The organism is Clostridium nitrophenolicum (assembly GCF_055391695.1).
Genome location: NZ_AP042469.1, coordinates 5,373,971 through 5,398,111, shown reverse-complemented (window position 1 = coordinate 5,398,111; position 24,141 = coordinate 5,373,971). Strand labels below are relative to the sequence as shown.

The 24,141-nt window shown below is 35.1% G+C and carries 37 protein-coding genes; all 37 read left to right on the top strand.

Annotated features, from left to right (window positions below; all coding sequences use genetic code 11):
• Positions 1–3: 3 nt before the first annotated feature.
• Complete coding sequence (gene rpoC / locus ACZ5N4_RS25590) at positions 4–3,540, top strand: DNA-directed RNA polymerase subunit beta' (protein ID WP_464205520.1); 3,537 nt, start codon at positions 4–6, stop codon at positions 3,538–3,540.
• A 117-nt stretch (positions 3,541–3,657) separates the two neighbouring features.
• Complete coding sequence (locus tag ACZ5N4_RS25585; protein WP_464205518.1) at positions 3,658–3,900, top strand: ribosomal L7Ae/L30e/S12e/Gadd45 family protein; 243 nt, start codon at positions 3,658–3,660, stop codon at positions 3,898–3,900.
• Between the two features lie 113 nt (positions 3,901–4,013).
• Positions 4,014–4,391 carry a 30S ribosomal protein S12 gene (gene rpsL, locus ACZ5N4_RS25580; RefSeq protein ID WP_464205516.1) on the top strand — a complete coding sequence of 126 codons (378 nt, stop codon included), beginning with the start codon at positions 4,014–4,016 and terminating at the stop codon, positions 4,389–4,391.
• A 166-nt stretch (positions 4,392–4,557) separates the two neighbouring features.
• On the top strand, positions 4,558–5,028 hold the full coding sequence (gene rpsG / locus ACZ5N4_RS25575; RefSeq protein ID WP_464205514.1) for a 30S ribosomal protein S7: 471 nt from the start codon (positions 4,558–4,560) through the stop codon (positions 5,026–5,028).
• An 84-nt stretch (positions 5,029–5,112) separates the two neighbouring features.
• Positions 5,113–7,182, top strand: coding sequence for an elongation factor G (fusA, locus tag ACZ5N4_RS25570; RefSeq protein ID WP_464205512.1), 2,070 nt, complete (start codon positions 5,113–5,115; stop codon positions 7,180–7,182).
• 37 nt (positions 7,183–7,219) lie between these two features.
• Entirely contained in the window at positions 7,220–8,413 is a 1,194-nt protein-coding gene (gene tuf / locus ACZ5N4_RS25565; protein ID WP_464205510.1) for an elongation factor Tu, read from the top strand.
• A gap of 332 nt (positions 8,414–8,745) precedes the next feature.
• Positions 8,746–9,054, top strand: coding sequence for a 30S ribosomal protein S10 (gene rpsJ, locus ACZ5N4_RS25560; protein WP_178906733.1), 309 nt, complete (start codon positions 8,746–8,748; stop codon positions 9,052–9,054).
• Between the two features lie 72 nt (positions 9,055–9,126).
• On the top strand, positions 9,127–9,756 hold the full coding sequence (rplC, locus tag ACZ5N4_RS25555) for a 50S ribosomal protein L3 (RefSeq protein WP_308040484.1): 630 nt from the start codon (positions 9,127–9,129) through the stop codon (positions 9,754–9,756).
• Positions 9,757–9,781: 25 nt separating this feature from the next.
• Positions 9,782–10,402, top strand: a complete 621-nt coding sequence (gene rplD, locus ACZ5N4_RS25550; RefSeq protein WP_464205508.1) for a 50S ribosomal protein L4 — start codon at positions 9,782–9,784, stop codon at positions 10,400–10,402.
• Positions 10,402–10,695, top strand: coding sequence for a 50S ribosomal protein L23 (gene rplW, locus ACZ5N4_RS25545; protein WP_464205506.1), 294 nt, complete (start codon positions 10,402–10,404; stop codon positions 10,693–10,695). The genes rplD and rplW overlap by 1 nt, the downstream gene beginning before the upstream one ends.
• A gap of 59 nt (positions 10,696–10,754) precedes the next feature.
• Complete coding sequence (rplB, locus tag ACZ5N4_RS25540; RefSeq protein ID WP_464205505.1) at positions 10,755–11,588, top strand: 50S ribosomal protein L2; 834 nt, start codon at positions 10,755–10,757, stop codon at positions 11,586–11,588.
• A gap of 66 nt (positions 11,589–11,654) precedes the next feature.
• Complete coding sequence (gene rpsS, locus ACZ5N4_RS25535) at positions 11,655–11,939, top strand: 30S ribosomal protein S19 (RefSeq protein ID WP_464205503.1); 285 nt, start codon at positions 11,655–11,657, stop codon at positions 11,937–11,939.
• Positions 11,940–11,961: 22 nt separating this feature from the next.
• Entirely contained in the window at positions 11,962–12,297 is a 336-nt protein-coding gene (gene rplV / locus ACZ5N4_RS25530) for a 50S ribosomal protein L22 (protein ID WP_178906739.1), read from the top strand.
• A gap of 15 nt (positions 12,298–12,312) precedes the next feature.
• Positions 12,313–12,984 carry a 30S ribosomal protein S3 gene (gene rpsC, locus ACZ5N4_RS25525; protein ID WP_464205500.1) on the top strand — a complete coding sequence of 224 codons (672 nt, stop codon included), beginning with the start codon at positions 12,313–12,315 and terminating at the stop codon, positions 12,982–12,984.
• Between the two features lie 17 nt (positions 12,985–13,001).
• A complete protein-coding gene (gene rplP / locus ACZ5N4_RS25520) occupies positions 13,002–13,445 on the top strand; it encodes a 50S ribosomal protein L16 (protein WP_464205498.1) in 444 nt (147 codons plus the stop codon).
• Positions 13,435–13,647: a 50S ribosomal protein L29 gene (rpmC, locus tag ACZ5N4_RS25515; protein ID WP_211143638.1), complete on the top strand. Its 213-nt coding sequence runs from the start codon at positions 13,435–13,437 to the stop codon at positions 13,645–13,647. Before rplP ends, rpmC begins: the two co-directional genes overlap by 11 nt.
• Before the next feature lie 20 nt (positions 13,648–13,667).
• Complete coding sequence (rpsQ, locus tag ACZ5N4_RS25510; protein ID WP_308040478.1) at positions 13,668–13,922, top strand: 30S ribosomal protein S17; 255 nt, start codon at positions 13,668–13,670, stop codon at positions 13,920–13,922.
• A 29-nt stretch (positions 13,923–13,951) separates the two neighbouring features.
• The gene (rplN, locus tag ACZ5N4_RS25505) at positions 13,952–14,320 is read left to right on the top strand and encodes a 50S ribosomal protein L14 (protein WP_211143636.1); all 369 of its coding nucleotides are present in this window, start codon (positions 13,952–13,954) and stop codon (positions 14,318–14,320) included.
• A gap of 25 nt (positions 14,321–14,345) precedes the next feature.
• Entirely contained in the window at positions 14,346–14,663 is a 318-nt protein-coding gene (rplX, locus tag ACZ5N4_RS25500) for a 50S ribosomal protein L24 (protein ID WP_464211053.1), read from the top strand.
• Positions 14,664–14,684: 21 nt separating this feature from the next.
• Positions 14,685–15,230: a 50S ribosomal protein L5 gene (gene rplE / locus ACZ5N4_RS25495; RefSeq protein ID WP_178906746.1), complete on the top strand. Its 546-nt coding sequence runs from the start codon at positions 14,685–14,687 to the stop codon at positions 15,228–15,230.
• Between the two features lie 12 nt (positions 15,231–15,242).
• Positions 15,243–15,428: a type Z 30S ribosomal protein S14 gene (locus tag ACZ5N4_RS25490; RefSeq protein WP_123054717.1), complete on the top strand. Its 186-nt coding sequence runs from the start codon at positions 15,243–15,245 to the stop codon at positions 15,426–15,428.
• Between the two features lie 32 nt (positions 15,429–15,460).
• Complete coding sequence (gene rpsH / locus ACZ5N4_RS25485; RefSeq protein WP_178906747.1) at positions 15,461–15,859, top strand: 30S ribosomal protein S8; 399 nt, start codon at positions 15,461–15,463, stop codon at positions 15,857–15,859.
• A gap of 211 nt (positions 15,860–16,070) precedes the next feature.
• Positions 16,071–16,613 carry a 50S ribosomal protein L6 gene (gene rplF, locus ACZ5N4_RS25480; RefSeq protein WP_464205495.1) on the top strand — a complete coding sequence of 181 codons (543 nt, stop codon included), beginning with the start codon at positions 16,071–16,073 and terminating at the stop codon, positions 16,611–16,613.
• An 18-nt stretch (positions 16,614–16,631) separates the two neighbouring features.
• Positions 16,632–16,991 carry a 50S ribosomal protein L18 gene (rplR, locus tag ACZ5N4_RS25475; protein ID WP_464205493.1) on the top strand — a complete coding sequence of 120 codons (360 nt, stop codon included), beginning with the start codon at positions 16,632–16,634 and terminating at the stop codon, positions 16,989–16,991.
• Positions 16,992–17,006: 15 nt separating this feature from the next.
• On the top strand, positions 17,007–17,504 hold the full coding sequence (gene rpsE, locus ACZ5N4_RS25470) for a 30S ribosomal protein S5 (RefSeq protein ID WP_178906750.1): 498 nt from the start codon (positions 17,007–17,009) through the stop codon (positions 17,502–17,504).
• 12 nt (positions 17,505–17,516) lie between these two features.
• The gene (rpmD, locus tag ACZ5N4_RS25465) at positions 17,517–17,696 is read left to right on the top strand and encodes a 50S ribosomal protein L30 (RefSeq protein ID WP_178906751.1); all 180 of its coding nucleotides are present in this window, start codon (positions 17,517–17,519) and stop codon (positions 17,694–17,696) included.
• A 21-nt stretch (positions 17,697–17,717) separates the two neighbouring features.
• Entirely contained in the window at positions 17,718–18,158 is a 441-nt protein-coding gene (gene rplO, locus ACZ5N4_RS25460; protein WP_308040474.1) for a 50S ribosomal protein L15, read from the top strand.
• Complete coding sequence (gene secY, locus ACZ5N4_RS25455; protein ID WP_464205488.1) at positions 18,159–19,439, top strand: preprotein translocase subunit SecY; 1,281 nt, start codon at positions 18,159–18,161, stop codon at positions 19,437–19,439.
• 22 nt (positions 19,440–19,461) lie between these two features.
• The gene (locus ACZ5N4_RS25450) at positions 19,462–20,115 is read left to right on the top strand and encodes an adenylate kinase (RefSeq protein ID WP_464205486.1); all 654 of its coding nucleotides are present in this window, start codon (positions 19,462–19,464) and stop codon (positions 20,113–20,115) included.
• Positions 20,112–20,861: a type I methionyl aminopeptidase gene (map, locus tag ACZ5N4_RS25445; protein ID WP_464205484.1), complete on the top strand. Its 750-nt coding sequence runs from the start codon at positions 20,112–20,114 to the stop codon at positions 20,859–20,861. The genes ACZ5N4_RS25450 and map overlap by 4 nt, the downstream gene beginning before the upstream one ends.
• An 11-nt stretch (positions 20,862–20,872) precedes the next feature.
• Positions 20,873–21,178, top strand: a complete 306-nt coding sequence (locus tag ACZ5N4_RS25440) for an RNA-binding protein (protein WP_464211051.1) — start codon at positions 20,873–20,875, stop codon at positions 21,176–21,178.
• A complete protein-coding gene (gene infA / locus ACZ5N4_RS25435; RefSeq protein ID WP_011988826.1) occupies positions 21,165–21,383 on the top strand; it encodes a translation initiation factor IF-1 in 219 nt (72 codons plus the stop codon). The genes ACZ5N4_RS25440 and infA overlap by 14 nt, the downstream gene beginning before the upstream one ends.
• 16 nt (positions 21,384–21,399) lie before the next feature.
• Positions 21,400–21,513 carry a 50S ribosomal protein L36 gene (rpmJ, locus tag ACZ5N4_RS25430; protein ID WP_025434559.1) on the top strand — a complete coding sequence of 38 codons (114 nt, stop codon included), beginning with the start codon at positions 21,400–21,402 and terminating at the stop codon, positions 21,511–21,513.
• Between the two features lie 180 nt (positions 21,514–21,693).
• On the top strand, positions 21,694–22,065 hold the full coding sequence (gene rpsM / locus ACZ5N4_RS25425) for a 30S ribosomal protein S13 (RefSeq protein WP_178906757.1): 372 nt from the start codon (positions 21,694–21,696) through the stop codon (positions 22,063–22,065).
• Between the two features lie 23 nt (positions 22,066–22,088).
• Complete coding sequence (rpsK, locus tag ACZ5N4_RS25420; protein ID WP_178906758.1) at positions 22,089–22,487, top strand: 30S ribosomal protein S11; 399 nt, start codon at positions 22,089–22,091, stop codon at positions 22,485–22,487.
• A 20-nt stretch (positions 22,488–22,507) separates the two neighbouring features.
• Entirely contained in the window at positions 22,508–23,128 is a 621-nt protein-coding gene (gene rpsD, locus ACZ5N4_RS25415) for a 30S ribosomal protein S4 (RefSeq protein WP_178906759.1), read from the top strand.
• A 62-nt stretch (positions 23,129–23,190) separates the two neighbouring features.
• The gene (locus tag ACZ5N4_RS25410; RefSeq protein WP_464205465.1) at positions 23,191–24,138 is read left to right on the top strand and encodes a DNA-directed RNA polymerase subunit alpha; all 948 of its coding nucleotides are present in this window, start codon (positions 23,191–23,193) and stop codon (positions 24,136–24,138) included.
• Positions 24,139–24,141: the final 3 nt, after the last annotated feature.

Genomic DNA, 24,141 nt, shown 5'->3' with positions numbered 1-24,141 from the left:
CCCTTGTTTGAATTAAATAATTTTGATGCACTACAAATAGGATTAGCTTCACCGGAGAAAATTAGAGAGTGGTCAAGAGGTGAAGTAAAGAAGCCAGAAACTATTAACTATAGAACTTTAAAACCAGAAAGAGATGGTTTATTCTGCGAAAGAATTTTTGGACCGATTAAAGACTGGGAATGCCACTGTGGAAAATACAAGAGAATAAGATACAAAGGTATTGTCTGTGATAGATGTGGTGTTGAGGTTACTAAAGCGAAAGTAAGACGTGAGAGAATGGGGCATATTGAGCTTGCTGCCCCAGTATCTCATATATGGTATTTTAAAGGAATACCTTCACGTATGGGACTTATTCTAGATATGTCTCCAAGAGCTCTTGAAAAAGTACTTTATTTTGCATCATATGTGGTTTTAGATCCTAAGGAAACACCATTGCTAAAAAAACAGTTACTAAACGAAAAAGAATATAGAGAAGCTGTAGATAAATACGGTGAAGAAAGTTTTGTAGCTGGAATGGGTGCAGAATCTGTTAAAAGACTTTTGGAGGAAATAGATCTTGAACAATTAGCTACAGAGTTGAAAGATGATTTAAAAAGCAGTACAGGTCAAAAGAAAGTAAGAATAATAAGAAGATTGGAAGTAGTAGAGTCTTTTAGAAAATCAACTAATAGACCAGAGTGGATGATTATAGATGTTATACCTGTAATACCACCAGATCTAAGACCTATGGTTCAACTTGATGGAGGAAGATTTGCTACATCAGATTTAAATGACCTTTATAGAAGAGTTATAAATAGAAATAATAGATTGAAAAAGCTTTTGGATTTAGGAGCACCAGATATAATAGTAAGAAATGAAAAAAGAATGCTTCAAGAAGCAGTAGATGCTCTTATAGACAATGGTAGAAGAGGAAGACCTGTAACAGGCCCAGGGAATAGACCATTAAAATCATTATCTGATATGCTAAAAGGCAAGCAGGGAAGATTTAGACAGAACCTTCTTGGAAAACGTGTTGACTACTCTGGACGTTCTGTTATAGTTGTTGGACCTGAACTTAAAATGTATCAGTGCGGACTTCCAAAGGAAATGGCATTAGAGCTATTTAAGCCTTTTGTTATGAAAAAACTTGTTGAAAGTGGGTTAGCTCATAACATAAAGAGTGCTAAGAGAATGGTAGAAAGAGTTCAAGCGCAGGTTTGGGATGTTCTTGAAGAAGTTATATGTGATCATCCGGTACTATTAAACCGTGCCCCTACTCTTCACAGGCTAGGAATTCAAGCATTCCAACCTGTTCTTGTTGAAGGTAGAGCAATAAAACTGCATCCATTATCTTGTACTGCATATAATGCTGACTTTGATGGTGACCAGATGGCTGTTCACGTACCATTATCAGTTGAAGCTCAAGCTGAAGCAAGATTTTTAATGCTTGCAGCTCATAACATAATGAAACCTTCAGATGGTAAGCCAGTTGTTGTTCCAACACAGGATATGGTACTTGGCTCATACTATCTAACAATGGATAAAGATGGTGTAGAGGGTGAAGGAAAAATATTCTCATCACCAGAAGAAGTAATTATGGCTTATCAACTTAAAGAAGTGAATATACATGCTAGAATAAAAGTTAAAATGTCAAAGATTAAAGATGGCATGTTAATAAGCGGAATTATAGAGACTACTCCAGGTAAGATTATATTTAACGAATCTATACCACAGGATTTAGGTTTTGTAGATAGAAGTAATCCTGAAAATGAATTTAAGTTAGAAGTTGATTTTCTTGTTACGAAGAAAAACCTAGGTAAAGTAATAGATAAATGTTATATGAAGCATGGAGCAACAAAAACTTCTATAATGCTTGACTTGATAAAAGCAAAAGGTTATCACTATTCTAGTATAGGCGCTATAACAGTTTCTACCTCAGATATGGTGGTTCCAGAAGCTAAAAAGAGATTACTTGCAGAAGCGGATGCCGCGGTTGATAAAATCGAAAAAATGTATAGAAGAGGCTTTATCTCCGAGGATGAAAGATATGAAAGAGTTATAGAAAAATGGACTAAAACTACAGAAGATGTAGCAGATGAGCTTATGGCGAGTCTTGATAAGTTCAACCCAATATTCATGATGGCAGACTCTGGAGCGAGAGGTTCCAAGAGCCAGATAAAACAGCTTGCTGGAATGAGAGGTCTTATGGCTAATCCGTCAGGTAAAATTATAGAATTACCTATAAGAGCTTCTTTTAGAGAGGGTCTAGACGTACTTGAGTACTTTATATCAACTCACGGAGCTAGAAAAGGTAACGCGGATACAGCATTAAAGACTGCAGACTCAGGATATTTAACAAGAAGACTTGTTGATGTAAGCCAAGATGTTATAGTAAGAGAAGAAGATTGTGGAACACTTGAAGGATATAACGTTGCAGAAATAAAAGAAGGAAATGAAGTAATAGAAAGCTTAGCTGAGAGACTTACAGGAAGATATTCTGCAGAAGATATTATGGATCCAAAATCTGGAGAAATAGTAGTAGCAAGAGATAGCTATATGAATGAAGAAATTGCTGAAAAAGTTGAAAAGCTAGGAGTAAAGAGAGTTAAAATAAGATCTGTATTTACCTGTAAATCAAAGCATGGAGTATGTTCAAAGTGCTATGGTATGAACATGGCTACAGCACAAAGAATTAATATAGGTGAAGCTGTTGGTATAGTGGCTGCACAAAGTATAGGAGAGCCTGGTACACAGCTTACAATGAGAACATTCCACACTGGTGGTGTTGCGGGTGCAGACATAACTCAAGGTCTTCCAAGAGTTGAAGAATTATTTGAAGCTAGAAAACCTAAGGGTCTTGCTATAGTAAGTGAGGTTTCTGGTACTGTTAAAATGGAAGAAACAAAGAAGAAGAGAACAATTTCAGTAATAACAGAAGCTGGAGAAGAGATAACTTACGATATTCCATTCGGTTCAAGGCTTAAAGTATCAAATGGTGAGGTAATAAATGCTGGTGATGAGATAACAGAAGGTTCTGTTAACCCACACGATGTATTGAGAATTAAAGGTGTTCAAGGCGTTAAAAACTATCTTTTATCTGAAGTCCAAAAAGTTTATAGACTTCAAGGCGTTGACATAAACGATAAGCATCTTGAAGTAGTTATAAGACAGATGACAAGAAAGATAAAGATAGAGGAATCAGGAGATACAGAATTATTACCAGGAACAATGATAGATATTTTCGACTTTGACGAAGCAAATTCGAGAATAGAGGAACAGGGTGGAAAACCAGCTGTAGGAAGAGTATCATTACTTGGTATAACTAAAGCAGCCTTAGCTACTGATTCATTCCTTTCAGCAGCTTCATTCCAAGAGACTACAAGAGTACTTACGGATGCCGCTATTAAAGGAAAAATTGATCCATTACTTGGATTAAAAGAAAATGTTATAATCGGTAAGCTAATACCAGCAGGTACAGGAATGACAAGGTATAGATCAATTAGAATCAATACCGAAAAGGAAACAGAGGAAAAACAGTTAAATAATGAAATTGAAGCTTAGAAGATAAATTATTGACATAATGGTGCTAAGATGATAAAATACATCTGTATGTTTTAAAAGGAGACAGAGTTTTTTTAAAACTTTGTCTCTATAGCACTGTAAGGGGGAATAGAGATAATGATTTACAGGCTTGAAGGAAACAAGGTTGTCGGTGTGAAACAAACAGTTAAAGCTATAAAAAATAGTACTGCAAAGACTATTTATATTGCAAAAGACGCCGATGATAAATTGATACAGTCAGTAAAAGTATTAATTGATGAAAATTCCCTAGAAGTAGTATATGTTAATACGATGAAGGATTTAGGAAAACTTTGTGGAATTGACGTAGGAGCAGCTACTGCTGCTGTACTAAATAACTAGTGCTTATTTAAAATAGCTTTCATAATATAATTTAACATAAAAATTGTTATAAGCAGTTTGGTTAACTAGGTAAATTTTATCTAGTTAGCTGATATTTTAAAGGAGGTGTAAATATGCCAACAATTAGCCAATTGGTAAGAAAAGGAAGAAAGACTATAGGCTCAAAATCAGCATCACCAGCACTTAAGGAATGCCCACAAAAAAGAGGAGTTTGTACAGTAGTAAAAACTACTACTCCTAAGAAACCAAACTCAGCGCTAAGAAAAATTGCCAGAGTTAGATTAACAAATGGTTATGAAGTTTCAGCGTACATTCCAGGTGTAGGACATAACTTACAAGAACACAGCGTTGTTCTTATAAGAGGCGGAAGAGTAAAAGACCTTCCAGGTGTTAGATACCATATTGTCAGAGGAGCATTAGACTCAGCTGGAGTAGCTAACAGATTACAATCAAGATCAAAGTATGGTGCTAAGAGACCAAAACAAAAATAGTTTTGGGATAAGTTAATTTGAAAACAGTGCTATGTCTTCAGCATTTATATAGATTTAACAAATAGATTTGCAGAAGTACAAAGCACTTTGCGGTTGGGTGTAGTTAAGCACGCTACAACCGAGTACCGATGAACTTAAAATAAGTATTGTTAAGGAGGGAAGAAAAGTGCCAAGAAAAGGACATATAGCTAAAAGAGATGTATTACCAGATCCAATGTACAACAGTAAGGTTGTAACTAAATTTATAAACAGTATAATGGAAGATGGTAAAAAGGGAGTAGCTCAAAAAGTATGTTACTCTGCTTTTGAAATAATTCGTGAGAAAACAAACAAGGAACCAATGGAAGTATTTGAAGATGCTATGAACAATGTAATGCCACTACTTGAAGTAAAAGCAAGAAGAATAGGTGGTGCTACATACCAGGTTCCAATGGAAGTTAGACCAGAAAGAAGACAGACTTTAGGAATCAGATGGATGCTTGCCGCAGCTAGAAAAAGAGGCGAGAAGTACATGAGAGAAAGACTTGCAAATGAATTAATGGATGCAGCTAACAACACAGGTGCAGCTGTTAAGAAAAGAGAAGATACTCATAAAATGGCTGAGGCTAATAAAGCTTTTGCACATTATAGATATTAATACTCAAAACTGTTTTGGTGTTTCACCAAAACAGTTTTGTCGAATTTAAAGTTGTGAAATTTATACTTTAAGGAGGAAGAGTAAGTGGGAAGACAATATCCATTAGAGAAATTCCGTAATATCGGAATAATGGCACACATTGATGCAGGAAAAACTACAACTACTGAGCGTATACTTTTCTATACAGGAAAGACTCATAAAATAGGAGAAGTTCACGAAGGTCAGGCTACAATGGACTGGATGGTTCAAGAGCAAGAAAGAGGTATAACAATAACATCAGCAGCAACTTTCTGTCAATGGAAGGGTCATGCGATAAACATAATAGATACACCAGGACACGTGGATTTTACAGTAGAAGTTGAAAGATCATTAAGAGTTCTAGATGGCGCGGTTACTGTACTAGATGCTAAGAGTGGGGTTGAGCCTCAAACAGAAACAGTATGGAGACAGGCGGACAATTATAGAGTTCCAAGAATGGTTTATATTAATAAAATGGACTCAACAGGTGCAGACTTCTATATGTGTGTAAACACATTGAGAGACAGATTACACTGCAATGCAACTCCTATTCAAATTCCGATAGGAGCAGAAGACCAATTTAAGGGAATCATAGACCTTGTAAAAAATGAAGCTATAATATATGAAGATGATTTAGGAACAGTTATGGATTCAGTTGAAATTCCAGCTGAATTAAAAGATAAAGCTGAAGAGTATAGGAATGCTTTACTTGAAGCTGTAGCTGAGCAAGATGAAGAATTAATGATGAAATATCTTGATGGCGAAGAGTTAACTGAAGAAGAAATAAATATAGCACTTAGAAAAGGTGTTATAGCTAATGAAATAGTACCAGTTGTATGTGGTTCATCATACAAAAATAAAGGAGTACAGCCAATGGTTGATGCTGTAGTTGCTTACATGCCATCACCTATTGACATTCCAGCAATTAAGGGTACTAATCCAGATACTGGTGCAGAAGATGAAAGACCAGCAGATGATAACGCTCCAATGTCAGCGTTAGCATTTAAAATTGCTACGGACCCATTCGTAGGAAGATTAGCATTTACAAGAGTTTATTCTGGAATAATGAAGAGTGGTACTTATGTATATAACTCAACTAAAGGTAAAAAAGAAAGAATAGGAAGACTTGTTAAAATGCATGCAAATCACAGAGAAGAAGTTGAAGAACTTCGTGCAGGTGATTTAGGAGCTGTAGTTGGATTAAAAGAAACTACTACAGGTAATACGCTTTGTGATGAAGCAAATTCAATTATTCTTGAAAGCATGGAATTCCCAGATCCAGTTATAGACGTTGCTATAGAGCCAAAGACTAAAGCTGGTCAAGAAAAGATGGGTATCGCTTTAGCTAAACTTGCTGAAGAAGATCCAACATTTAAAACATTTACTAATCAAGAAACTGGTCAGACAATTATTTCTGGTATGGGTGAGCTTCACCTTGAAATAATCGTTGATAGACTTCAAAGAGAATTTAAAGTTGAATGTAACGTTGGTAAGCCACAAGTTGCATACAAAGAAACTATCAGAAAAGCTATTAAAGCTGAAGGTAAGTTTGTTAGACAGTCTGGTGGACGTGGTCAATATGGTCACTGCTGGATAGAAATGATACCAACAGAAGAGGAATATTCATTTGAAAATGCTATCGTTGGAGGAGCTATTCCAAAAGAATATATATCACCAATCGATGCTGGAATTCAAGAAGCTTCAGATACTGGTGTAGTTGCTGGTTATCCAGTTATCAACTTTAAAGTTAGACTTGTTGATGGATCATACCATGATGTTGACTCATCAGAAATGGCGTTTAAGATCGCTGGATCTATGGCATTTAAAAATGCTATGTCTAAAGCAGACCCAGCATTACTTGAGCCAATGATGAAGGTTGAAGTTATAGTGCCAGAAGAGTACATGGGAGATGTAATGGGAGACGTTAACTCAAGAAGAGGAAGAATTGAGGGTATGGATCCAAGAGCAGGAGCTCAAGTAATAAGAGCTTTTGTACCGCTTTCAGAAATGTTTGGCTATGCAACAACTCTAAGATCAAGAACTCAAGGTAGAGGTGTTTATTCAATGGTATTTGATCACTATGAAGAAGTGCCAAAGAGTATTCAAGAACAAATTACAGGAAAGAAAAATGCTTAATTATAAATAAATTACGTAATTTTAAGGAGGAATAAAAATGTCAAAAGCTAAATTTGAAAGAACTAAACCACACGTAAATATAGGAACAATAGGTCACGTAGACCATGGTAAGACAACATTAACAGCAGCAATAACAACAGTATTATCAAAAAAAGGATTTGCAGAAGCATTTGATTATGCATCAATAGATAAAGCACCAGAAGAAAGAGAAAGAGGAATCACAATCAACACTGCACACGTTGAATATCAAACAGATAACAGACACTATGCACACGTTGACTGTCCAGGACACGCTGACTATGTAAAGAACATGATTACAGGAGCAGCACAAATGGATGGAGCAATACTAGTTGTAAGTGCAGCAGATGGTCCAATGCCACAAACAAGAGAACACATACTACTAGCATCAAGAGTTGGTGTTAACTACATAGTAGTATTCTTAAATAAAGCAGATATGGTAGACGATCCAGAATTATTAGAATTAGTAGAAATGGAAGTAAGAGAGTTATTAAACGAGTATGACTTCCCAGGAGATGATACTCCAATAGTAACAGGATCAGCATTAAAAGCATTAGAAAATCCAACAGATCCAGAAGCAACAAAATGCATAATGGAATTAATGGATGCAGTAGATAGCTACATTCCAACTCCAGAAAGAGCAACTGACAAACCATTCTTAATGCCAGTAGAAGACGTATTTACAATCACAGGAAGAGGAACAGTTGCAACAGGAAGAGTTGAAAGCGGAATATTAAAAGTTGGAGACGAAATCGAAATCGTAGGATTAAAAGAAGAAAAGGGCAAGAGTGTATGTACAGGAGTAGAAATGTTCAGAAAGCTTCTTGATCAAGCGATGGCAGGAGATAACATCGGAGCATTATTAAGAGGTGTTCAAAGAACAGATATCGAAAGAGGTCAGGTATTATCAAAACCAGGTTCAGTACACCCACACAAGAAATTCGTAGGTCAAGTATACGTACTTAAGAAAGAAGAAGGCGGAAGACACACTCCATTCTTCGATGGATACAGACCACAATTCTACTTCAGAACAACAGACGTTACAGGAAGCATCAAATTACCAGATGGAATGGAAATGGTAATGCCAGGAGACCACATCGACATGAACGTTGAATTAATCACTCAAGTAGCAATGGATGAAGGATTAAGATTTGCTATAAGAGAAGGTGGAAGAACAGTAGGTTCAGGAGTTGTTTCTAAGATAGTTGAGTAATTATTAAAAATTAAAGGCCTTTAATTATAAAAAGGAAAGAGGACGCTCTTTCCTTTTTTAATAAAATTAATTAATATTAAAAATTATACTTGTCAAACAAAATATTATATTGTATAATTAAGAAGTTGTAATGTGATAACAGTGATGAGGCAAGAGGTTGCCGGGCTTCCGGGTAATTCTTGACTGAGTATGCCGAGGTCTTGAACCAGGCGACGGTGGTTCTGTGTTTGGTGTCGTTATTTAAAAAAATATGCAACACCCGGAACAGTTTACAGAACGCATCCGCTGTTGTACGTAAGAAGTAAAGCGTGCATGAAAAGGAGGGAAAAACAATGGCAAAACAAAAAATAAGAATCAGATTAAAAGCGTTTGATCACAATATACTAGATCAATCAGCTGAAAAAATTGTAGAAACTGCAAAATCAACAGGAGCAAAGGTGGCTGGACCAGTTCCACTACCAACTGAAAAAGATGTTGTAACAGTCTTAAGAGCTCCACACAAATATAAGGATTCAAGAGAGCAGTTCGAAATAAGAACTCATAAGAGACTTATAGATATAATAAGTCCATCACCAAAAACTGTTGATGCTCTAATGAGATTAGATTTACCAGCAGGTGTAGATATTGAAATAAAACTATAATTGTAATAGATAACTATTACTGACTATTATGATCGCATAGCGATCCGCTAATATGTTGAGGAGGTGTAGATAATGAAAAAGGCTATACTAGGTAAAAAACTTGGTATGACTCAAATATTCGGAGAAGACGGAAAGATAATTCCAGTTACAGTTATTGAAGCTGGTCCATGTGTAGTTGTTCAAAAGAAAACTGCAGAAAAAGATGGCTACGAAGCTATACAGGTAGGATTTGCTGATATAAGAGAAAAACTTGTTAACAAACCAGTTAAAGGACATTTTGCAAAAGCAGGTGTTGCTTTAAAAAGATTTGTAAAAGAGTTGAGATTAGAAGATATAAGTGCATATGAAGTTGGTCAAGAAATAAAGGCTGACGTATTTGCGGCTGGAGAAAGAGTAGACATATCTGGAATATCAAAAGGTAAGGGATTCCAAGGTACAATTAAAAGATGGAATGGACACAGAGGTCCAATGACTCACGGTTCAAAATTCCATAGATCAGTTGGTTCAATGGGAGGATCATCAGATCCATCAAGAACATTCAAAAACAAGAAAATGCCAGGGCACATGGGTAATGAAAATACAACAGTATTAAATCTACAAGTTGCAAAGGTTATGCCTGAAAAAAATATTATATTAATAAAAGGCGGAGTACCAGGACCTAATAAGGGCTTTGTAGTAATAAGAAATACAGTTAAAGCTTAAGTTTAGGTAGAAAGGAGGATGCAGAATGCCTACAGTAGGATTATTTAATAAAGAAGGTCAAAAGGTTGGAGATGTTCAACTATCAGAAAGCATATTTGGCGTTGAAGTTAATCAATATGCTTTACATCAAGTAGTGGTTGCATTACTTGCTAATAAAAGACAAGGAACTCAATCAGCTAAAACTAGAGCTGAAGTTTCTGGAGGCGGAATAAAGCCTTGGAGACAAAAAGGAACTGGTAGAGCAAGACAGGGTTCAATAAGAGCACCACAATGGATTCATGGTGGAATGGTTTTCGCAGTAAAACCAAGAGACTACAGAGTTTCTGTACCAAAGTCAATGAGAAGAGTGGCTATGAAGTCAGCCCTTACTAGCAAAGTTAACGATAACCAAATGGTAGTTTTAGAGAATCTTGAATTAGATGCTCCAAAAACTAAAGAAATGGTAAAAATGTTAAGTGCTTTAGAAGCTAAGAAAACATTAATAGTTACTGCTGATTCAAATGAAAATGTATATAAATCAGCAAGAAATATTGAAGGAGTAACAGTATTACCAGTTAACAACTTAAACGTATATGACTTATTAAAGTACGAAAAGCTTGTTATAACTAAGGATGCTGTATCAAAGATTGAGGAGGTGTATGCATAATGAAGTTAACTAATTATGATATCATTAGAAGACCAGTTGTAACAGAGAAGAGCATGGCTTCTATGGGAGATAAAAAATATACCTTCATAGTTGATATACACGCTAACAAATCTATGATAAAAAGAGCGGTTGAAGACGTATTCGGAGTAAAAGTTGAAGATGTTAAGACTGCAAGATACTTAGGAAAAACTAAAAGAGTAGGCGTACATGTTGGAAAAAGAGCAGATTACAAAAAGGCTATTATAACTTTAGCGGCAGACAGCAAAGCTATAGAGTTCTTTGAAGGAATGTAATCTAGCAAAGCAGTTATTGGTTGAATACCAGATAAGCTAAAAGAAGGAGGGAATACCGAATGGCAGTTAAAAGTTTTAAACCTACCACACCTTCAAGAAGACAGATGACTATGAGCACTTTTGAAGAAATAACTACAAATGTGCCTGAGAAATCACTTCTTGTTTCAAAGAAGAGAACTGGTGGTAGAAATGCACAAGGTAAGATAACAGTTCGTCATATAGGTGGCGGTGCTAAACAAAAATATAGATTAATAGATTTCAAAAGAAATAAAGATGGAATACCAGCAAAGGTAGCTACAGTAGAATATGATCCAAACAGATCAGCATATATCGCACTTGTAGTTTACAATGATGGTGAAAAGAGATACATAATAGCTCCAGTTGGATTAAAAGTTGGAGATGTTGTAGTATCAGGGGCAGATTCAGACATAAAAGTTGGTAACTGTCTTCCAATAAAGAACATACCTGTAGGTACAGTAATTCATAATATAGAATTACAAGCAGGTAAAGGAGGTCAGCTTGTAAGATCAGCTGGTAGTTCAGCTCAGCTTATGGCTAAAGAAGGCGATTATGCTACATTAAGACTTCCAAGTGGTGAAATGAGATACGTAAGAATCGAATGTAGAGCAACTATAGGAACAGTTTCAAACTTAACACATGAGATTGTTAATATAGGTAAAGCTGGAAGAAAGAGACACATGGGCGTTAGACCTACAGTAAGAGGCTCTGTAATGAACCCTGTTGACCACCCACACGGTGGTGGAGAAGGTAGATCACCAATCGGACACGCAAGTCCAATGACTCCATGGGGTAAACCAGCTCTTGGATATAAAACAAGAAAACATAAGAAATATTCAGATAGATTTATTATTAAGAGAAGAAACACTAAATAGTAGGAAGAGAATAATATATTCTCTTCACTAACTATTAATCAGATCGTATGAAGGGAGGCCAATCAAGTGAGTAGATCAGTTAAAAAAGGACCTTTTGTTCATGAAGGACTTTTAAATAAAATAAATGAAATGAATAAAAATGGCGAAAAGAAAGTTATAAAGACTTGGTCAAGAAGTTCAACAATATTTCCACAAATGATAGGTCATACAATAGCAGTGCATGACGGAAGAAAGCATGTTCCTGTATATATATCAGAAGATATGGTAGGACACAAATTAGGAGAATTTGTTCTTACTAGAACATACAAAGGTCACGTAGCGAAAAATGAAAGATCAACTGGTTCTAGATAATCCAGAAAGGAGGTAACATAGAATGGAAGCTAAGGCTATAGCAAAATATGTAAGAATGTCCTCAAGAAAAATAGGTATCGTTCTTGATTTAGTAAGAGGAAAAAATGTAAATGAAGCTTTTGCTATATTACAATATACTCCAAAGGATGCAGCTGAGGTGGTTAATAAGGTTTTAAAATCAGCTGTAGCAAATGCAGAAAATAATTTAAACTTAGACAAAAGCAATCTTTATGTTGCAGAAGCATATGCTTGTGCAGGCCCAACATTAAAGAGATTCAGACCACATGCGCAAGGTAGAGCGTTTAGAATAAAGAAAAGAACTAGCCACGTAACTGTAATAGTTAAAGAAAGAGCATAAGAAGGAGGGAAACTGATGGGACAGAAAGTACATCCACACGGCCTAAGAGTTGGCGTAATTAAAGATTGGGATGCTAAATGGTTTGCAGATAATAGAAATTTTGCAGATAACCTAGTTGAAGATAATAAGGTTAGAGAATTTGTAAAAGCTAAAACTGCTGCAGCTGGAGTTTCAAGAATTCAAATTGAAAGAGCAGCTAAAAGAGTTAAATTAAATATATATACTGCTAAGCCTGGTATGGTAATAGGCAAAGGCGGCCAAGGAATAGATGCTTTAAAAGCAGAAATTCAAAAAATAGTTGGAGATAAAAATATTTTAATAAACATAGTTGAAGTAAAATCAGCAGAAGCTGATGCTCAACTTATGGCTGAAAACATAGCTCAGCAATTAGAAAAGAGAATTTCATTCAGAAGAGCGATGAAGCAGACAATTCAAAGAGCAATGAAGCATGGTGTTAAGGGAGTTAAGACAGCCTGCGCAGGAAGACTTGGCGGTGCTGAAATAGCTAGAACTGAAGCATATCATGAAGGAACTATTCCACTACAAACATTAAGAGCTGATATAGATTATGGATTTGCGGAAGCAGATACAACATACGGAAAGATCGGTGTAAAGGTTTGGGTTTACAAAGGAGAAGTTCTTCCAACTAAGAAAGTAGTTGAAAACAAGGAAGAAGCTAACGCATAAGGAAGGAGGAATATGACATGTTAATGCCTAAAAGAGTTAAACATCGTAAGGTACAGCGTGGTAGAATGAAGGGTAAAGCTACAAGAGGTAATTTTATAGCATACGGAGATTACGCTATACAGGCTACTGAATGTGGATGGATCACAAGTAACCAAATAGAATCTGCCAGAATAGCTATTAATAGATACATCAAAAGAGGAGGAAAACTTTGGATAAAGATTTTCCCAGATAAGCCAGTAACTGAGAAACCAGCTGAAACACGTATGGGTTCCGGTAAAGGATCACCAGAATATTGGGTATCAGTTATTAAGCCAGGTAGAATATTATTCGAGTTATCAGGGGTTAACGAAACAGTTGCAAGAGAAGCCATGAGACTTGCGTCACACAAGCTACCTGTAAAGACTAAGTTCGTAACTAGAAGAGATTTTGAAGAAATGGGTGGTGAAATCAATGAAGGCTAATGAATTAAAAGAATTAAGACAAAGTGGCCCTCAGGATTTACAAGCTAAATTAAATGATCTTAAGGGAGAGTTATTTAACTTAAGATTTCAATTAGCTACAGGTCAGTTGGAAAACCCAATGAGAATAAGAGAAGTAAAAAAATCTATAGCTCAAATTAAAACCATCCTTAGAGAAGAAGAACTAAGGGCGTTTGAACAGTAGGCTGAAAGGAGGTTTGTCCTGTGGAGAGAGGAAATAGAAAGACAAGAATAGGAAGAGTCGTTTCTGATAAAATGGATAAAACAATTGTAGTTGCTGTAGAGACTAAGGTTCGTCACCCATTATATGGAAAAACAGTTAACAGAACTACTAAATTTAAGGCTCATGATGAAAATAATGATGCAAAAGCTAACGATAGAGTTTTAATAATGGAAACAAGACCATTGTCAAAAGATAAGAGATGGAGACTTGTTGAAATAGTTGAAAAGGCTAAATAGTCTATAAAGCTGAAAGGAGGGTATTTTCAATGATTCAGCAACAGACATTACTAAAAGTTGCAGATAATTCCGGTGCTAAGGAAATTATGTGTATAAGAGTATTAGGTGGTTCCAAGAGAAAATATGGAAACATTGGTGATATAATAGTTGCTAGCGTTAAAAGTGCAACACCAGGCGGTGTTGTTAAAAAAGGTGATGTTATAAAGGCCGTTATAGTTAGATCAGTAAAAGGATTAAGAAGAGCAGACGGTTCATATATAAGATTCGATGAAAATGCTGCTGTTATAATAAAGGATGATAAACAACCAAGAGGAACTCGTATCTTCGGACCAGTAGCAAGAGAGCTAAGAGATAAGGATTTTACAAAAATATTATCATTAGCGCCTGAAGTTCTATAAGATAAGGAGGTGTCTAGAGATGGCAATAAACAAAATACATGTTAGAAAAAAAGACACAGTTATGGTTATATCCGGGAAAGATAAGGGTAAAGTAGGCGAAGTTCTTGCAGTAATGCCAAAGACAGGAAAAGTTATTGTTAAAGGTATTAATGTAGTAACAAAACATCAAAAACCAAACAGAGCTAATATGCAGGGCGGAATAATTCATAAAGAAGCTCCTATATACAGTTCAAAAGTGATGTTATATTGTGATAAATGCAAATCAGTAACAAGAATAAGCCATAAAGTTTTAGAGGATGGAACTAAAGTAAGAGTTTGTAAAAAGTGCGGAGAAACATTCTAATCTTTGAAAGGAGGGCTACAAATGAGTCTAAGATTACAGGAAAAGTACGAAAAAGAAGCTATTCCTGCTTTAATGGAAAAGTTTCAATACAATAATATAATGCAAGTGCCAAAGCTTGAAAAAATAGTTATAAACATGGGTGTTGGAGAAGCTAAAGATAATCCAAAAGTGTTAGAATCAGCAGTTAGCGATTTAACAATAATTACAGGACAAAAGCCAGTTTTAACTAGAGCTAAAAAGTCTATAGCTAACTTTAAAATAAGAGAAAACATGCCAATAGGCTGTAAAGTTACATTAAGAAAGCATAACATGTATGAGTTTGCTGATAAATTGATAAATGTTGCTTTACCAAGAGTTAGAGACTTTTCAGGAGTTTCAGACAAATCATTTGATGGAAGAGGAAACTACTCATTAGGAATAAAAGAGCAATTAATATTCCCTGAAATAGAATATGATAAGATAGACAAAGTTAGAGGTATGGATATAATCTTCGTTACAACTGCACAAACAGACGAAGAAGCAAGAGAATTATTAAGATTCCTTGGAATGCCATTTGCTCAAAAATAAGGAGGGAAAAACGTGGCACGTAAAGCTTTAATAGAAAAGTGGAAGAAAGAACCAAAATATTCAACTAGAGCTTATACAAGATGCAGAATATGTGGAAGACCACACTCTGTATTAAAGAAATATGGAATATGCCGTATTTGTTTTAGAGAGCTTGCATACAAAGGCGAAATACCTGGATGTAGAAAAGCAAGTTGGTAATACTTAGTTATTGATGAAAGGAGGCACAATAAATGGTAATGACTGATCCTATCGCAGACTTACTTACTCGTATAAGAAACGCAAATATAGTTAGACATGAAATAGTGGAAGTACCTTCTTCAAATATAAAGAAGGCTGTCCTAAATATAATGCTTCAAGAAGGATATATAAAAGATGTAGAGGAATACACTGATGGTTCCGTTAACATGATAAGATTATCAATGAAGTATGGTCAAAACAAGGAAAGAGTTATAACTGGTTTAAAGAGAATATCAAAACCAGGACTAAGAGTTTACTGCAGAAAGGAAGAAATTCCTAGAGTATTAAACGGCTTAGGAGTTGCAATACTATCAACTTCAAGAGGAATTCTAACAGATAAAGATGCAACAAAGCTTGGAGTAGGTGGAGAAGTTCTTTGCTACATTTGGTAGTTTGAACATAGATATATAATTTAAAAGAGAAGATATAGCAATTAATGTTTTATATATAAACAACATAGAATGCATAGCAGAAATGTTTATTGCGATTTACAAATAAAATATGGATTCAACAGATATGCCCTGTTGATGATTTGAAAGAAATAGAGGACGCGTGATAAATAATATTTATTACGGGCTTATAAGGAATACAGGAGGTGTAATCATGTCAAGAATAGGAAAGCTTCCAATAGCTATACCAAGTGGCGTAACTGTTACCGTAACACCAGACAACGTTGTTACAGTAAAGGGACCAAAAGGTCAACTTGAAAGAGCTATGAGTAATGAAGTAAACATAGTTGTTGAAAATAGTTTTGTAACTGTTTCAAGAGACAACGACGTAAAGAACGTAAGAGCTCTTCATGGATTAACAAGAGCATTAATAAATAACATGATTATCGGAGTAACTGAAGGATTTGCAAAAACTTTAGATTTAGTTGGTGTAGGTTATAGAGCTCAGTTACAAGGTAAGAAATTAGTTATGAATCTTGGATATTCTCATCCAGTTGAAATAGAACCAGTTGAAGGTGTAACATTTGAAACACCTGCTGCTACAAAAGTTGTAGTTAGAGGTATAGATAAGGAAAAAGTAGGAGCTGTTGCGGCAGACGTAAGAGCTTGGAGAAAACCTGAACCTTACAAAGGAAAAGGAATTAAATACGATAACGAAGTTATAAGACGTAAGGAAGGTAAGACTGGTAAGAAATAGTAGAAAGGAGTGAAACTTATGTTTAACAAAGAAGACAGAAAAAAAGCTAGAGTAAGACGTCATCTAAGAGTTCGTAAAAAGGTTTTTGGAACAACTGAGAGACCAAGACTTTCAGTATATAGAAGTGAAAAGAACATATATGCACAAATTATAGATGATATAAACGGAGTAACTTTAGTTTCTGCTTCAAGTTTAGATAAAGATTTTAACGGTATCGGAAGCAATAAAGAAGCAGCAAAAGCAGTTGGTGAATTAATAGCTAAAAAAGCTATTGAAAAAGGAATCAAAGAAGTAGTTTTCGATAGAGGCGGATTTGTATATCACGGAAGAGTACAGAATCTTGCAGAAGGTGCAAGAGAGGCTGGTTTACAATTCTAAAAAGGAGGGAAATAAATGAGAATAGATCCTAGCACTTTAAATTTAAAAGAAAAAGTTGTATTTATAAATAGAGTTGCTAAGGTTGTTAAAGGTGGTAGAAACTTCAGATTTAGTGCTCTTGTAGTTGTTGGAGATGAAAACGGCCACGTTGGAGTAGGAACTGGAAAATCTATAGAAATACCTGAAGCAATCAGAAAAGCAATAGAAGATGCAAAGAAAAACTTAGTTGAAGTTCCAATAGTTGGTACTACAGTACCACATGATATAGTTGGAGAATTTGGTACTGGAAGAGTGCTTATAATGACAGCTTCAGAAGGTACAGGAGTTATAGCAGGAGGCCCTGCTAGAGCAGTACTTGAACTTGCTGGATTAAAGGATGTTAGAGCAAAATCACTAGGTTCTAACAATCCAAGAAATATGGTTAACGCTACTATCAATGGTTTATCAAGCCTAAGAACAGCTGAGCACATTGCTAAGCTTAGAGGTAAAACCGTTGAAGAGATTTTAGGTTAGGGGGGAACGACCTTGGCTAAACTAAAAATAACTTTAAATAGAAGTTTAATTGGAAGAAGAAAAGACCAAATTGCAACAGTGAATGCACTTGGACTTAAGAAGATTGGAAAAACTGTAGAGCATGAGGATACTCCTCAAATAAGAGGTATGGTAAATAAAGTTAGCTATCTTTTAAAGGTAGAAGAGATATAGTACAGAGGAGGTGTAAATAAAATGAAACTTCATGAGTTAAGACCAGCTGAAGGCGCAAGAAAAGCACCAAAAAGAGTTGGAAGAGGTACTGGATCTGGATTAGGAAGAAATGCCGGTAAAGGTGAAAAAGGACAAAAAGCTAGATCTGGCGGTGGAGTAAGACTAGGATTCGAAGGAGGTCAGATGCCACTATACAGAAGACTTCCTAAGAGAGGTTTTACAAATATATTTGCTAAAGAATATGCTGAAATAAATGTTGAAAGACTAAACATATTTGAAGATGGTACTGAAATTACACCTGAACTATTACTTGAAAAAGGTATAGTAAAGAAAGCTAAGAATGGAGTAAAGATACTTGGCAATGGTGAATTACAAAAGAAATTAACTGTTAAGGCAGCAAAATTCACAAAGGCTGCAGCTGAGAAAATTGAAGCAGCTGGAGGAAAAGTTGAGGTGATATAGGTGCTATCAACTTTACGTAATGCCTGGAAAGTTCCTGAACTAAGAAAAAAGATATTATTTACATTATTTATGGTAGCAATTTTCAGGATGGGAAATACAATTCCTGTTCCTGGAATTGACACAACAAAACTTGCTAGTTTAACAAAAAGCGGATCATTATTTGGCTTTTATGATTTAATATCTGGTGGTGCATTTAGTCAATTTAGTATTTTTGCAATGGGAGTAGTTCCATTCATTAACTCTTCTATAATTATGCAGTTATTAACAATTGCAGTTCCAAGACTGGAGCAACTTTCAAAAGAAGGTGAGGATGGAAGAAAGAAGATACAGCAGTACACAAGATATGCTGCAGTACCTTTAGGGTTAATTCAGGCTTTTAGCACATATGCAATAATAACTAGAGCTGGTGCACTTCAAGATCCCTCAAATAAGTTAAATATATTCTTGATAATACTTACGTTAACGACAGCATCAACCTTTTTAATGTGGTTTGGTGATAAGATAACTGAAAAAGGAGTTGGAAATGGTATATCACTATTAATATTTGTGAATATCATATCAAGATTTCCAACAACTTTATACCAAATTGTAGGACTCCAAAAAGCAGAGACAATCAATTTTATTGAACTTGTAGTATTTGCTGCAGCATCCTTAGCCTTATTTATAGGAGTTGTAATAATGAGTCTGTCAGAAAGAAGAATTCCTGTTCAATATGCAGGTAAAACAGCTGGTGGCAAGGTATATAAGGGTCAATCAACCCATATTCCTATCAATGTAAACGGATCAGCAGTTATCGGAATAATTTTTGCAATATCAGTTATGAGTTTTCCGAAAACAATAGGTCAGTTTTGGCCAAATTCAGCTTTTTATCAGTTTATTACTGGAAGTAAGTTTAGCTTGGTTAAAGAAGGCAGCTGGCAGTATGCAGTAACTTATTTTGCATTGACAATTTTCTTCACTTGGTTCTATACTGAAGTTACTTTCAAGCCAGATGAAATGGCTGAGAATATGCATAAATCTTCAGGATTTGTACCAGGAATAAGACCAGGCGAACCAACAGCTAGCTATATAGGAAAAGTTCTTGCTAAAATTTCCATAATTGGTGGGGCTTTTGCAGGAATAATAGCGATAACTCCTATTATTGCAGAATCATATTCTAACTTTAAAGGAATATCTTTTGGCGGTACTGGTTTACTAATTATGGTAGGGGTTGCACTTGATACTTTAAGGCAGCTAGAGTCTCAATTGGTAATGCGTCATTATCAAGGATTCTTAAAATAAAAAGTATTTGGAGATGATTCGGTTGAAGATTATTTTACTAGGTCCTCCGGGAGCTGGAAAAGGAACACAGGCTAAATTAATTACTGAAAAATATTCTATACCGCATATATCAACAGGAGATATTTTCAGAAAAAATATTTCAGAAAAAACTCCTCTTGGAATAGAAGCTAAGAGGTATATGGATAACGGACAGTTAGTACCGGATGAAGTTACTATAGGTATAGTTAATGATAGATTAAGTATGAATGATTGTGAAAACGGCTTTTTATTAGATGGCTTTCCAAGAACAGTGAAGCAGGCTGAGGCATTAGATTCGTTTTTGAACAGCAATGAACAAAAAATCAACACAGCTTTACTGATCGACGTTCCTAAAGAATTTATTTTGGAACGAATGACAGGCAGAAGAGTTTGCTCTGCATGCGGCGCAAGTTATCATATAAAATTCAACACACCTAAAGTTGAAAATAAGTGTGATGTTTGTGGCGGACCTTTAGTGCAAAGAAAAGATGATACTGAGGAAACTGTCAAAGAAAGATTAGATGTCTATGACAGACAGACTCAACCTCTAATTCAGTACTATAAGGAGAAAAATATACTCGCAAAAGTAGATGGAACAGAAGAAATAGGTATGGTATTTGAAAAAATTTGTGATGTTCTAGGAGCGGTTGCTAAATGATAATAATTAAAACCGATATAGAAATTGAGTATATGAGGCAGGCAGGTAAAGTTGTTGCCAATACCCTGTTAAAGCTTGAAGAGGCAATAAGACCTGGAATAACTACTGCAGAATTGGATATAATTGCAGAAGAGTATATTTTAAAGCAAGGTGCAAAGCCGTCTTTTAAAGGTTACTGTGGATTTCCAGGTTCAATATGTACGTCTGTTAACAATGAAGTGGTTCATGGTATTCCATCAAAAGATGTAGTTTTGCAAGAAGGTGATATTATTAGCGTTGATTGCGGAGCTATATTAAATGGATATCAAGGAGATGCAGCGAGAACTTTTTCTGTTGGAAATACTTCAGAAGAAGCATTAAAGTTAATTGAAGTAACTAAGCAAAGTTTTTTCAAAGGTGTTGAAAAGGCTATTGTTGGTAATAAATTAACGGATATATCAGCTGCAATTCAGGAATACGTTGAAAACTTTGGATACTCTATAGTTAGAGATTATGTTGGCCACGGCATAGGAAAAGAAATGCATGAGGACCCTGAAGTACCTAACTATGGCAGACCAGGAAGAGGTCCTACATTAAAAAAAGGCATGGTATTAGCTATAGAGCCTATGGTTAATATAGGTAAGTATCATGTAGAAGTAGAACGAAATGACTGGACTGTTGTTACAGTAGATCGAAGTTTATCAGCACATTATGAAAATACTGTTGCTATCTTAGATAACGGTCCTGAAATACTGACCTTAGTTTAACAGAGGTGAATATATTGTTAAATAATAACTGTTTAGGAAAAATAGTTTATTCTAAAGCAGGAAGAGATCAAGGCAAGGTTTTCGTAGTAGTAAGCGTACTAAATGATAAGTATGTTTATGTTTGTGATGGTAGCCTAAGGCCTGTAGAAAAACCTAAGAAGAAAAAAATAAAACACTTAGAGTTTACTAATATAATTGCTGAAGAAATAGGAAACTTATCAATATCAGATGGAAAAGTTACTAATGCAATTATAAAAAGAATTTTGCAGTCCTATGACAATGATAAGGAGGTTCGATTGCCTTATGTCAAAAGATGATGTTATAGAAATGCAGGGTACTGTGCTTGAAGCATTACCTAATGCAATGTTTGAAGTAGAACTGGAAAGCGGACATAAGATACTAGCACACATATCAGGTAAATTAAGAATGAACTTTATAAGAATTTTACCAGGTGATAAAGTTACAGTAGAACTTTCTCCTTACGATTTAACTCGTGGAAGAATAACCTGGAGAGCAAAGTAATTAAGGAGGGTTAGCTATGAAAGTAAGACCATCAGTTAAGCCTATTTGTGAGAAATGTAAAATTATAAAAAGAAAAGGAAGAGTAATGGTTATCTGTGAAAATCCTAAACATAAGCAAAAACAAGGCTAATATATACTATATTTTATAATAGATTATATTAATTTAAGTTAATAATGTTTTAGGATGCGGCTGATAATAGAATAAGATTCTTATTTTATTAACCTAAAACTTTATATAAAAGCAAAACTAAATTGAAAAATAAGCGTATTAGAGGCTTACCAATTAGATATTTAGGAGGTGTAAATATTAATGGCAAGAATATCAGGTATAGATTTACCAAAGGAAAAAAGAGTTGAAATAGGTTTAACTTATATATATGGCATAGGATTAAAAACTTCTCAAAAAATTCTTAGCGAAGCTGGAGTTAATCCAGATACTAGAGTTAAGAATTTAACTGAAGAGGAAGTTAATGCTTTAAGAGATTATATAAATAAGAACGTTAAAGTTGAAGGTGACTTAAGAAGAGAAATTGCTCTTAATATAAAGAGATTAGTAGAAATTGGCTGTTACAGAGGAATAAGACATAGAAGAGGCCTTCCTGTAAGAGGACAAAAAACTAAAACTAATGCTAGAACAAGAAAAGGCCCTAAAAAGATGATAGGTGCTAAGAAGAAGAAGTAATTAATAGTTAAGGAGGGAAAACGATGGCAGCTGGATCAAAGGTTAAAAAGACAAGAAGAAAAAAAGAAAGAAAAAATGTTGAGCATGGCTGTGCGCATATAAAATCAACTTTTAACAATTCCATAGTTACAATTACTGATGCAGTAGGAAACACTTTATCATGGGCTAGTGCAGGCGGATTAGGCTTCAGAGGTTCAAGAAAAAGTACTCCATTTGCTGCACAAATGGCTGCAGAAACATCTGCAAAAGCAGCTATGGAACATGGTTTAAAGAGTATTGAAGTTTATGTAAAGGGACCAGGAGCTGGTAGGGAAGCTGCAATAAGATCATTACAAGCTGCTGGATTAGAAGTTACATTGATAAAAGATGTTACTCCAATACCACATAATGGATGTAGACCACCAAAAAGAAGAAGAGTCTAAGCATAGGAGGTGTAGAATTAATGGCAAGATATACTGGACCAGCATGTAGAATATGCAGAAGAGAAGGTTTAAAGCTATTCCTAAAAGGGGATAGATGTTATACAGATAAGTGCGCGTTCTCAAGAAGAGGATATGCACCAGGACAACACGGACAGGGTAGAAAGAAATTATCTAACTACGGCTTACAATTAAGAGAGAAACAAAAAGCTAAAAAGATGTACGGCTTATTAGAAGGTCAATTCAGAGCTACATACGAAAGAGCTGAAAGAATGAGAGGTATATCAGGTGAAAACTTGTTAAAACTTCTTGAATTAAGACTTGACAATGTAGTTTACAGACTAGGATTTGGCGGATCAAGAAGTGAGTCTAGACAATTAGTAACTCACGGACACTTCTTAGTTAATGGTAAAAAAGTAGATATTGCTTCATACAGAGTATCAGCTGGAGATGTTATAGCTGTTCGTGAGAAGAGCAGAGCATCAGAAAAGTTTAAGGTATTTGCTGAAAATCCAAAGACTGTACCAGCTTGGTTAGAAGGAAGCACTGCGGATTACCAAGGAAGAATTCTTAGAGAGCCAACTAGAGAAGATATAGATATTCCTGTTAACGAAACATTAATAGTAGAGTTATATAGTAAGTAATTAATATAGAATCAGTTGCCCTCAAAATACATTTTAATATAAATAGAAGGAGGGTTATATTCATGTTAGAGATAGAAAAGCCTAAAATAGAGTGTGTTGAAGTTAGTGAAGATGGTGCCTATGGTAAATTTGTGGTAGAACCACTAGAAAGAGGATATGGTACTACTCTTGGTAATGCATTAAGAAGAATTCTCCTTTCTTCATTACCAGGAGTGGCTGCCAACCACATTAAAATAGAGGGAGTTCTCCATGAATTTTCAACTGTCCGTGGCGTTAAAGAAGATGTTAGCGAATTAATTTTAAACATTAAGGGGTTAGCATTAAAAATGAATGGAGATGGTCCTAAGACTGTCTACATAGATGCACAAGGACCAGGAGAAGTTACAGCAGGAGACATTAGAACTGACGGAGACGTTGAAATAATCAATAAAGATTTACATATAGCGACTCTTGATGAAGATGGAAAGCTTTATATGGAAATCTTGATTAATAGAGGAAGAGGATATGTTTCTCAAACTAAAAATAAAGCAGAAGAGATGCCTATAGGTACTATTCCTGTAGATTCAATATATACTCCAATCAAAAGAGTTAACTTTGTTGTAGAAAATACAAGAGTTGGTCAGATTACTGATTATGATAAGTTATCTCTTGAAGTTTGGACTAATGGTACTATAATGCCTGATGAAGCTATTAGTTTATCTGCTAAGATTCTAATAGAGCATTTTAAGTTATTTATGACTTTAACTGATCATGCCAATAATGTTGAAATAATGGTAGAAAAAGAAGAAGACAAAAAGGAAAAGGTTCTTGAAATGACAATAGAAGAACTTGACCTTTCTGTTAGAAGTTATAATTGCTTAAAAAGAGCAGGTATTAATACCGTACAGGAGCTAACTGAAAGAACCATGGATGACATGATGAAGGTTAGAAACCTAGGTAAAAAATCTTTAGAAGAGGTTGAACAAAAACTTCTTGCTTTAGGATTATCATTAAAACAGAGTGAAGAATAATAT

Excerpts from the sequence above, each read along its gene's own strand:
- ACZ5N4_RS25585 (WP_464205518.1), top strand. The coding sequence starts at position 3,658 with ATGATTTACAGGCTTGAAGGAAACAAGGTTGTCGGTGTGAAACAAACA.
- rpsL (WP_464205516.1), top strand. The coding sequence starts at position 4,014 with ATGCCAACAATTAGCCAATTGGTAAGAAAAGGAAGAAAGACTATAGGC.
- tuf (WP_464205510.1), top strand. The coding sequence starts at position 7,220 with ATGTCAAAAGCTAAATTTGAAAGAACTAAACCACACGTAAATATAGGA.
- rpsJ (WP_178906733.1), top strand. The coding sequence starts at position 8,746 with ATGGCAAAACAAAAAATAAGAATCAGATTAAAAGCGTTTGATCACAAT.
- rplC (WP_308040484.1), top strand. The coding sequence starts at position 9,127 with ATGAAAAAGGCTATACTAGGTAAAAAACTTGGTATGACTCAAATATTC.
- rplD (WP_464205508.1), top strand. The coding sequence starts at position 9,782 with ATGCCTACAGTAGGATTATTTAATAAAGAAGGTCAAAAGGTTGGAGAT.
- rplW (WP_464205506.1), top strand. The coding sequence starts at position 10,402 with ATGAAGTTAACTAATTATGATATCATTAGAAGACCAGTTGTAACAGAG.
- rplB (WP_464205505.1), top strand. The coding sequence starts at position 10,755 with ATGGCAGTTAAAAGTTTTAAACCTACCACACCTTCAAGAAGACAGATG.
- rplV (WP_178906739.1), top strand. The coding sequence starts at position 11,962 with ATGGAAGCTAAGGCTATAGCAAAATATGTAAGAATGTCCTCAAGAAAA.
- rpsC (WP_464205500.1), top strand. The coding sequence starts at position 12,313 with ATGGGACAGAAAGTACATCCACACGGCCTAAGAGTTGGCGTAATTAAA.
- rplP (WP_464205498.1), top strand. The coding sequence starts at position 13,002 with ATGTTAATGCCTAAAAGAGTTAAACATCGTAAGGTACAGCGTGGTAGA.
- rpmC (WP_211143638.1), top strand. The coding sequence starts at position 13,435 with ATGAAGGCTAATGAATTAAAAGAATTAAGACAAAGTGGCCCTCAGGAT.
- rplN (WP_211143636.1), top strand. The coding sequence starts at position 13,952 with ATGATTCAGCAACAGACATTACTAAAAGTTGCAGATAATTCCGGTGCT.
- rplE (WP_178906746.1), top strand. The coding sequence starts at position 14,685 with ATGAGTCTAAGATTACAGGAAAAGTACGAAAAAGAAGCTATTCCTGCT.
- rpsH (WP_178906747.1), top strand. The coding sequence starts at position 15,461 with ATGGTAATGACTGATCCTATCGCAGACTTACTTACTCGTATAAGAAAC.
- rplF (WP_464205495.1), top strand. The coding sequence starts at position 16,071 with ATGTCAAGAATAGGAAAGCTTCCAATAGCTATACCAAGTGGCGTAACT.
- rplR (WP_464205493.1), top strand. The coding sequence starts at position 16,632 with ATGTTTAACAAAGAAGACAGAAAAAAAGCTAGAGTAAGACGTCATCTA.
- rpsE (WP_178906750.1), top strand. The coding sequence starts at position 17,007 with ATGAGAATAGATCCTAGCACTTTAAATTTAAAAGAAAAAGTTGTATTT.
- rplO (WP_308040474.1), top strand. The coding sequence starts at position 17,718 with ATGAAACTTCATGAGTTAAGACCAGCTGAAGGCGCAAGAAAAGCACCA.
- map (WP_464205484.1), top strand. The coding sequence starts at position 20,112 with ATGATAATAATTAAAACCGATATAGAAATTGAGTATATGAGGCAGGCA.
- infA (WP_011988826.1), top strand. The coding sequence starts at position 21,165 with ATGTCAAAAGATGATGTTATAGAAATGCAGGGTACTGTGCTTGAAGCA.
- rpmJ (WP_025434559.1), top strand. The coding sequence starts at position 21,400 with ATGAAAGTAAGACCATCAGTTAAGCCTATTTGTGAGAAATGTAAAATT.
- rpsM (WP_178906757.1), top strand. The coding sequence starts at position 21,694 with ATGGCAAGAATATCAGGTATAGATTTACCAAAGGAAAAAAGAGTTGAA.
- rpsK (WP_178906758.1), top strand. The coding sequence starts at position 22,089 with ATGGCAGCTGGATCAAAGGTTAAAAAGACAAGAAGAAAAAAAGAAAGA.
- rpsD (WP_178906759.1), top strand. The coding sequence starts at position 22,508 with ATGGCAAGATATACTGGACCAGCATGTAGAATATGCAGAAGAGAAGGT.
- ACZ5N4_RS25410 (WP_464205465.1), top strand. The coding sequence starts at position 23,191 with ATGTTAGAGATAGAAAAGCCTAAAATAGAGTGTGTTGAAGTTAGTGAA.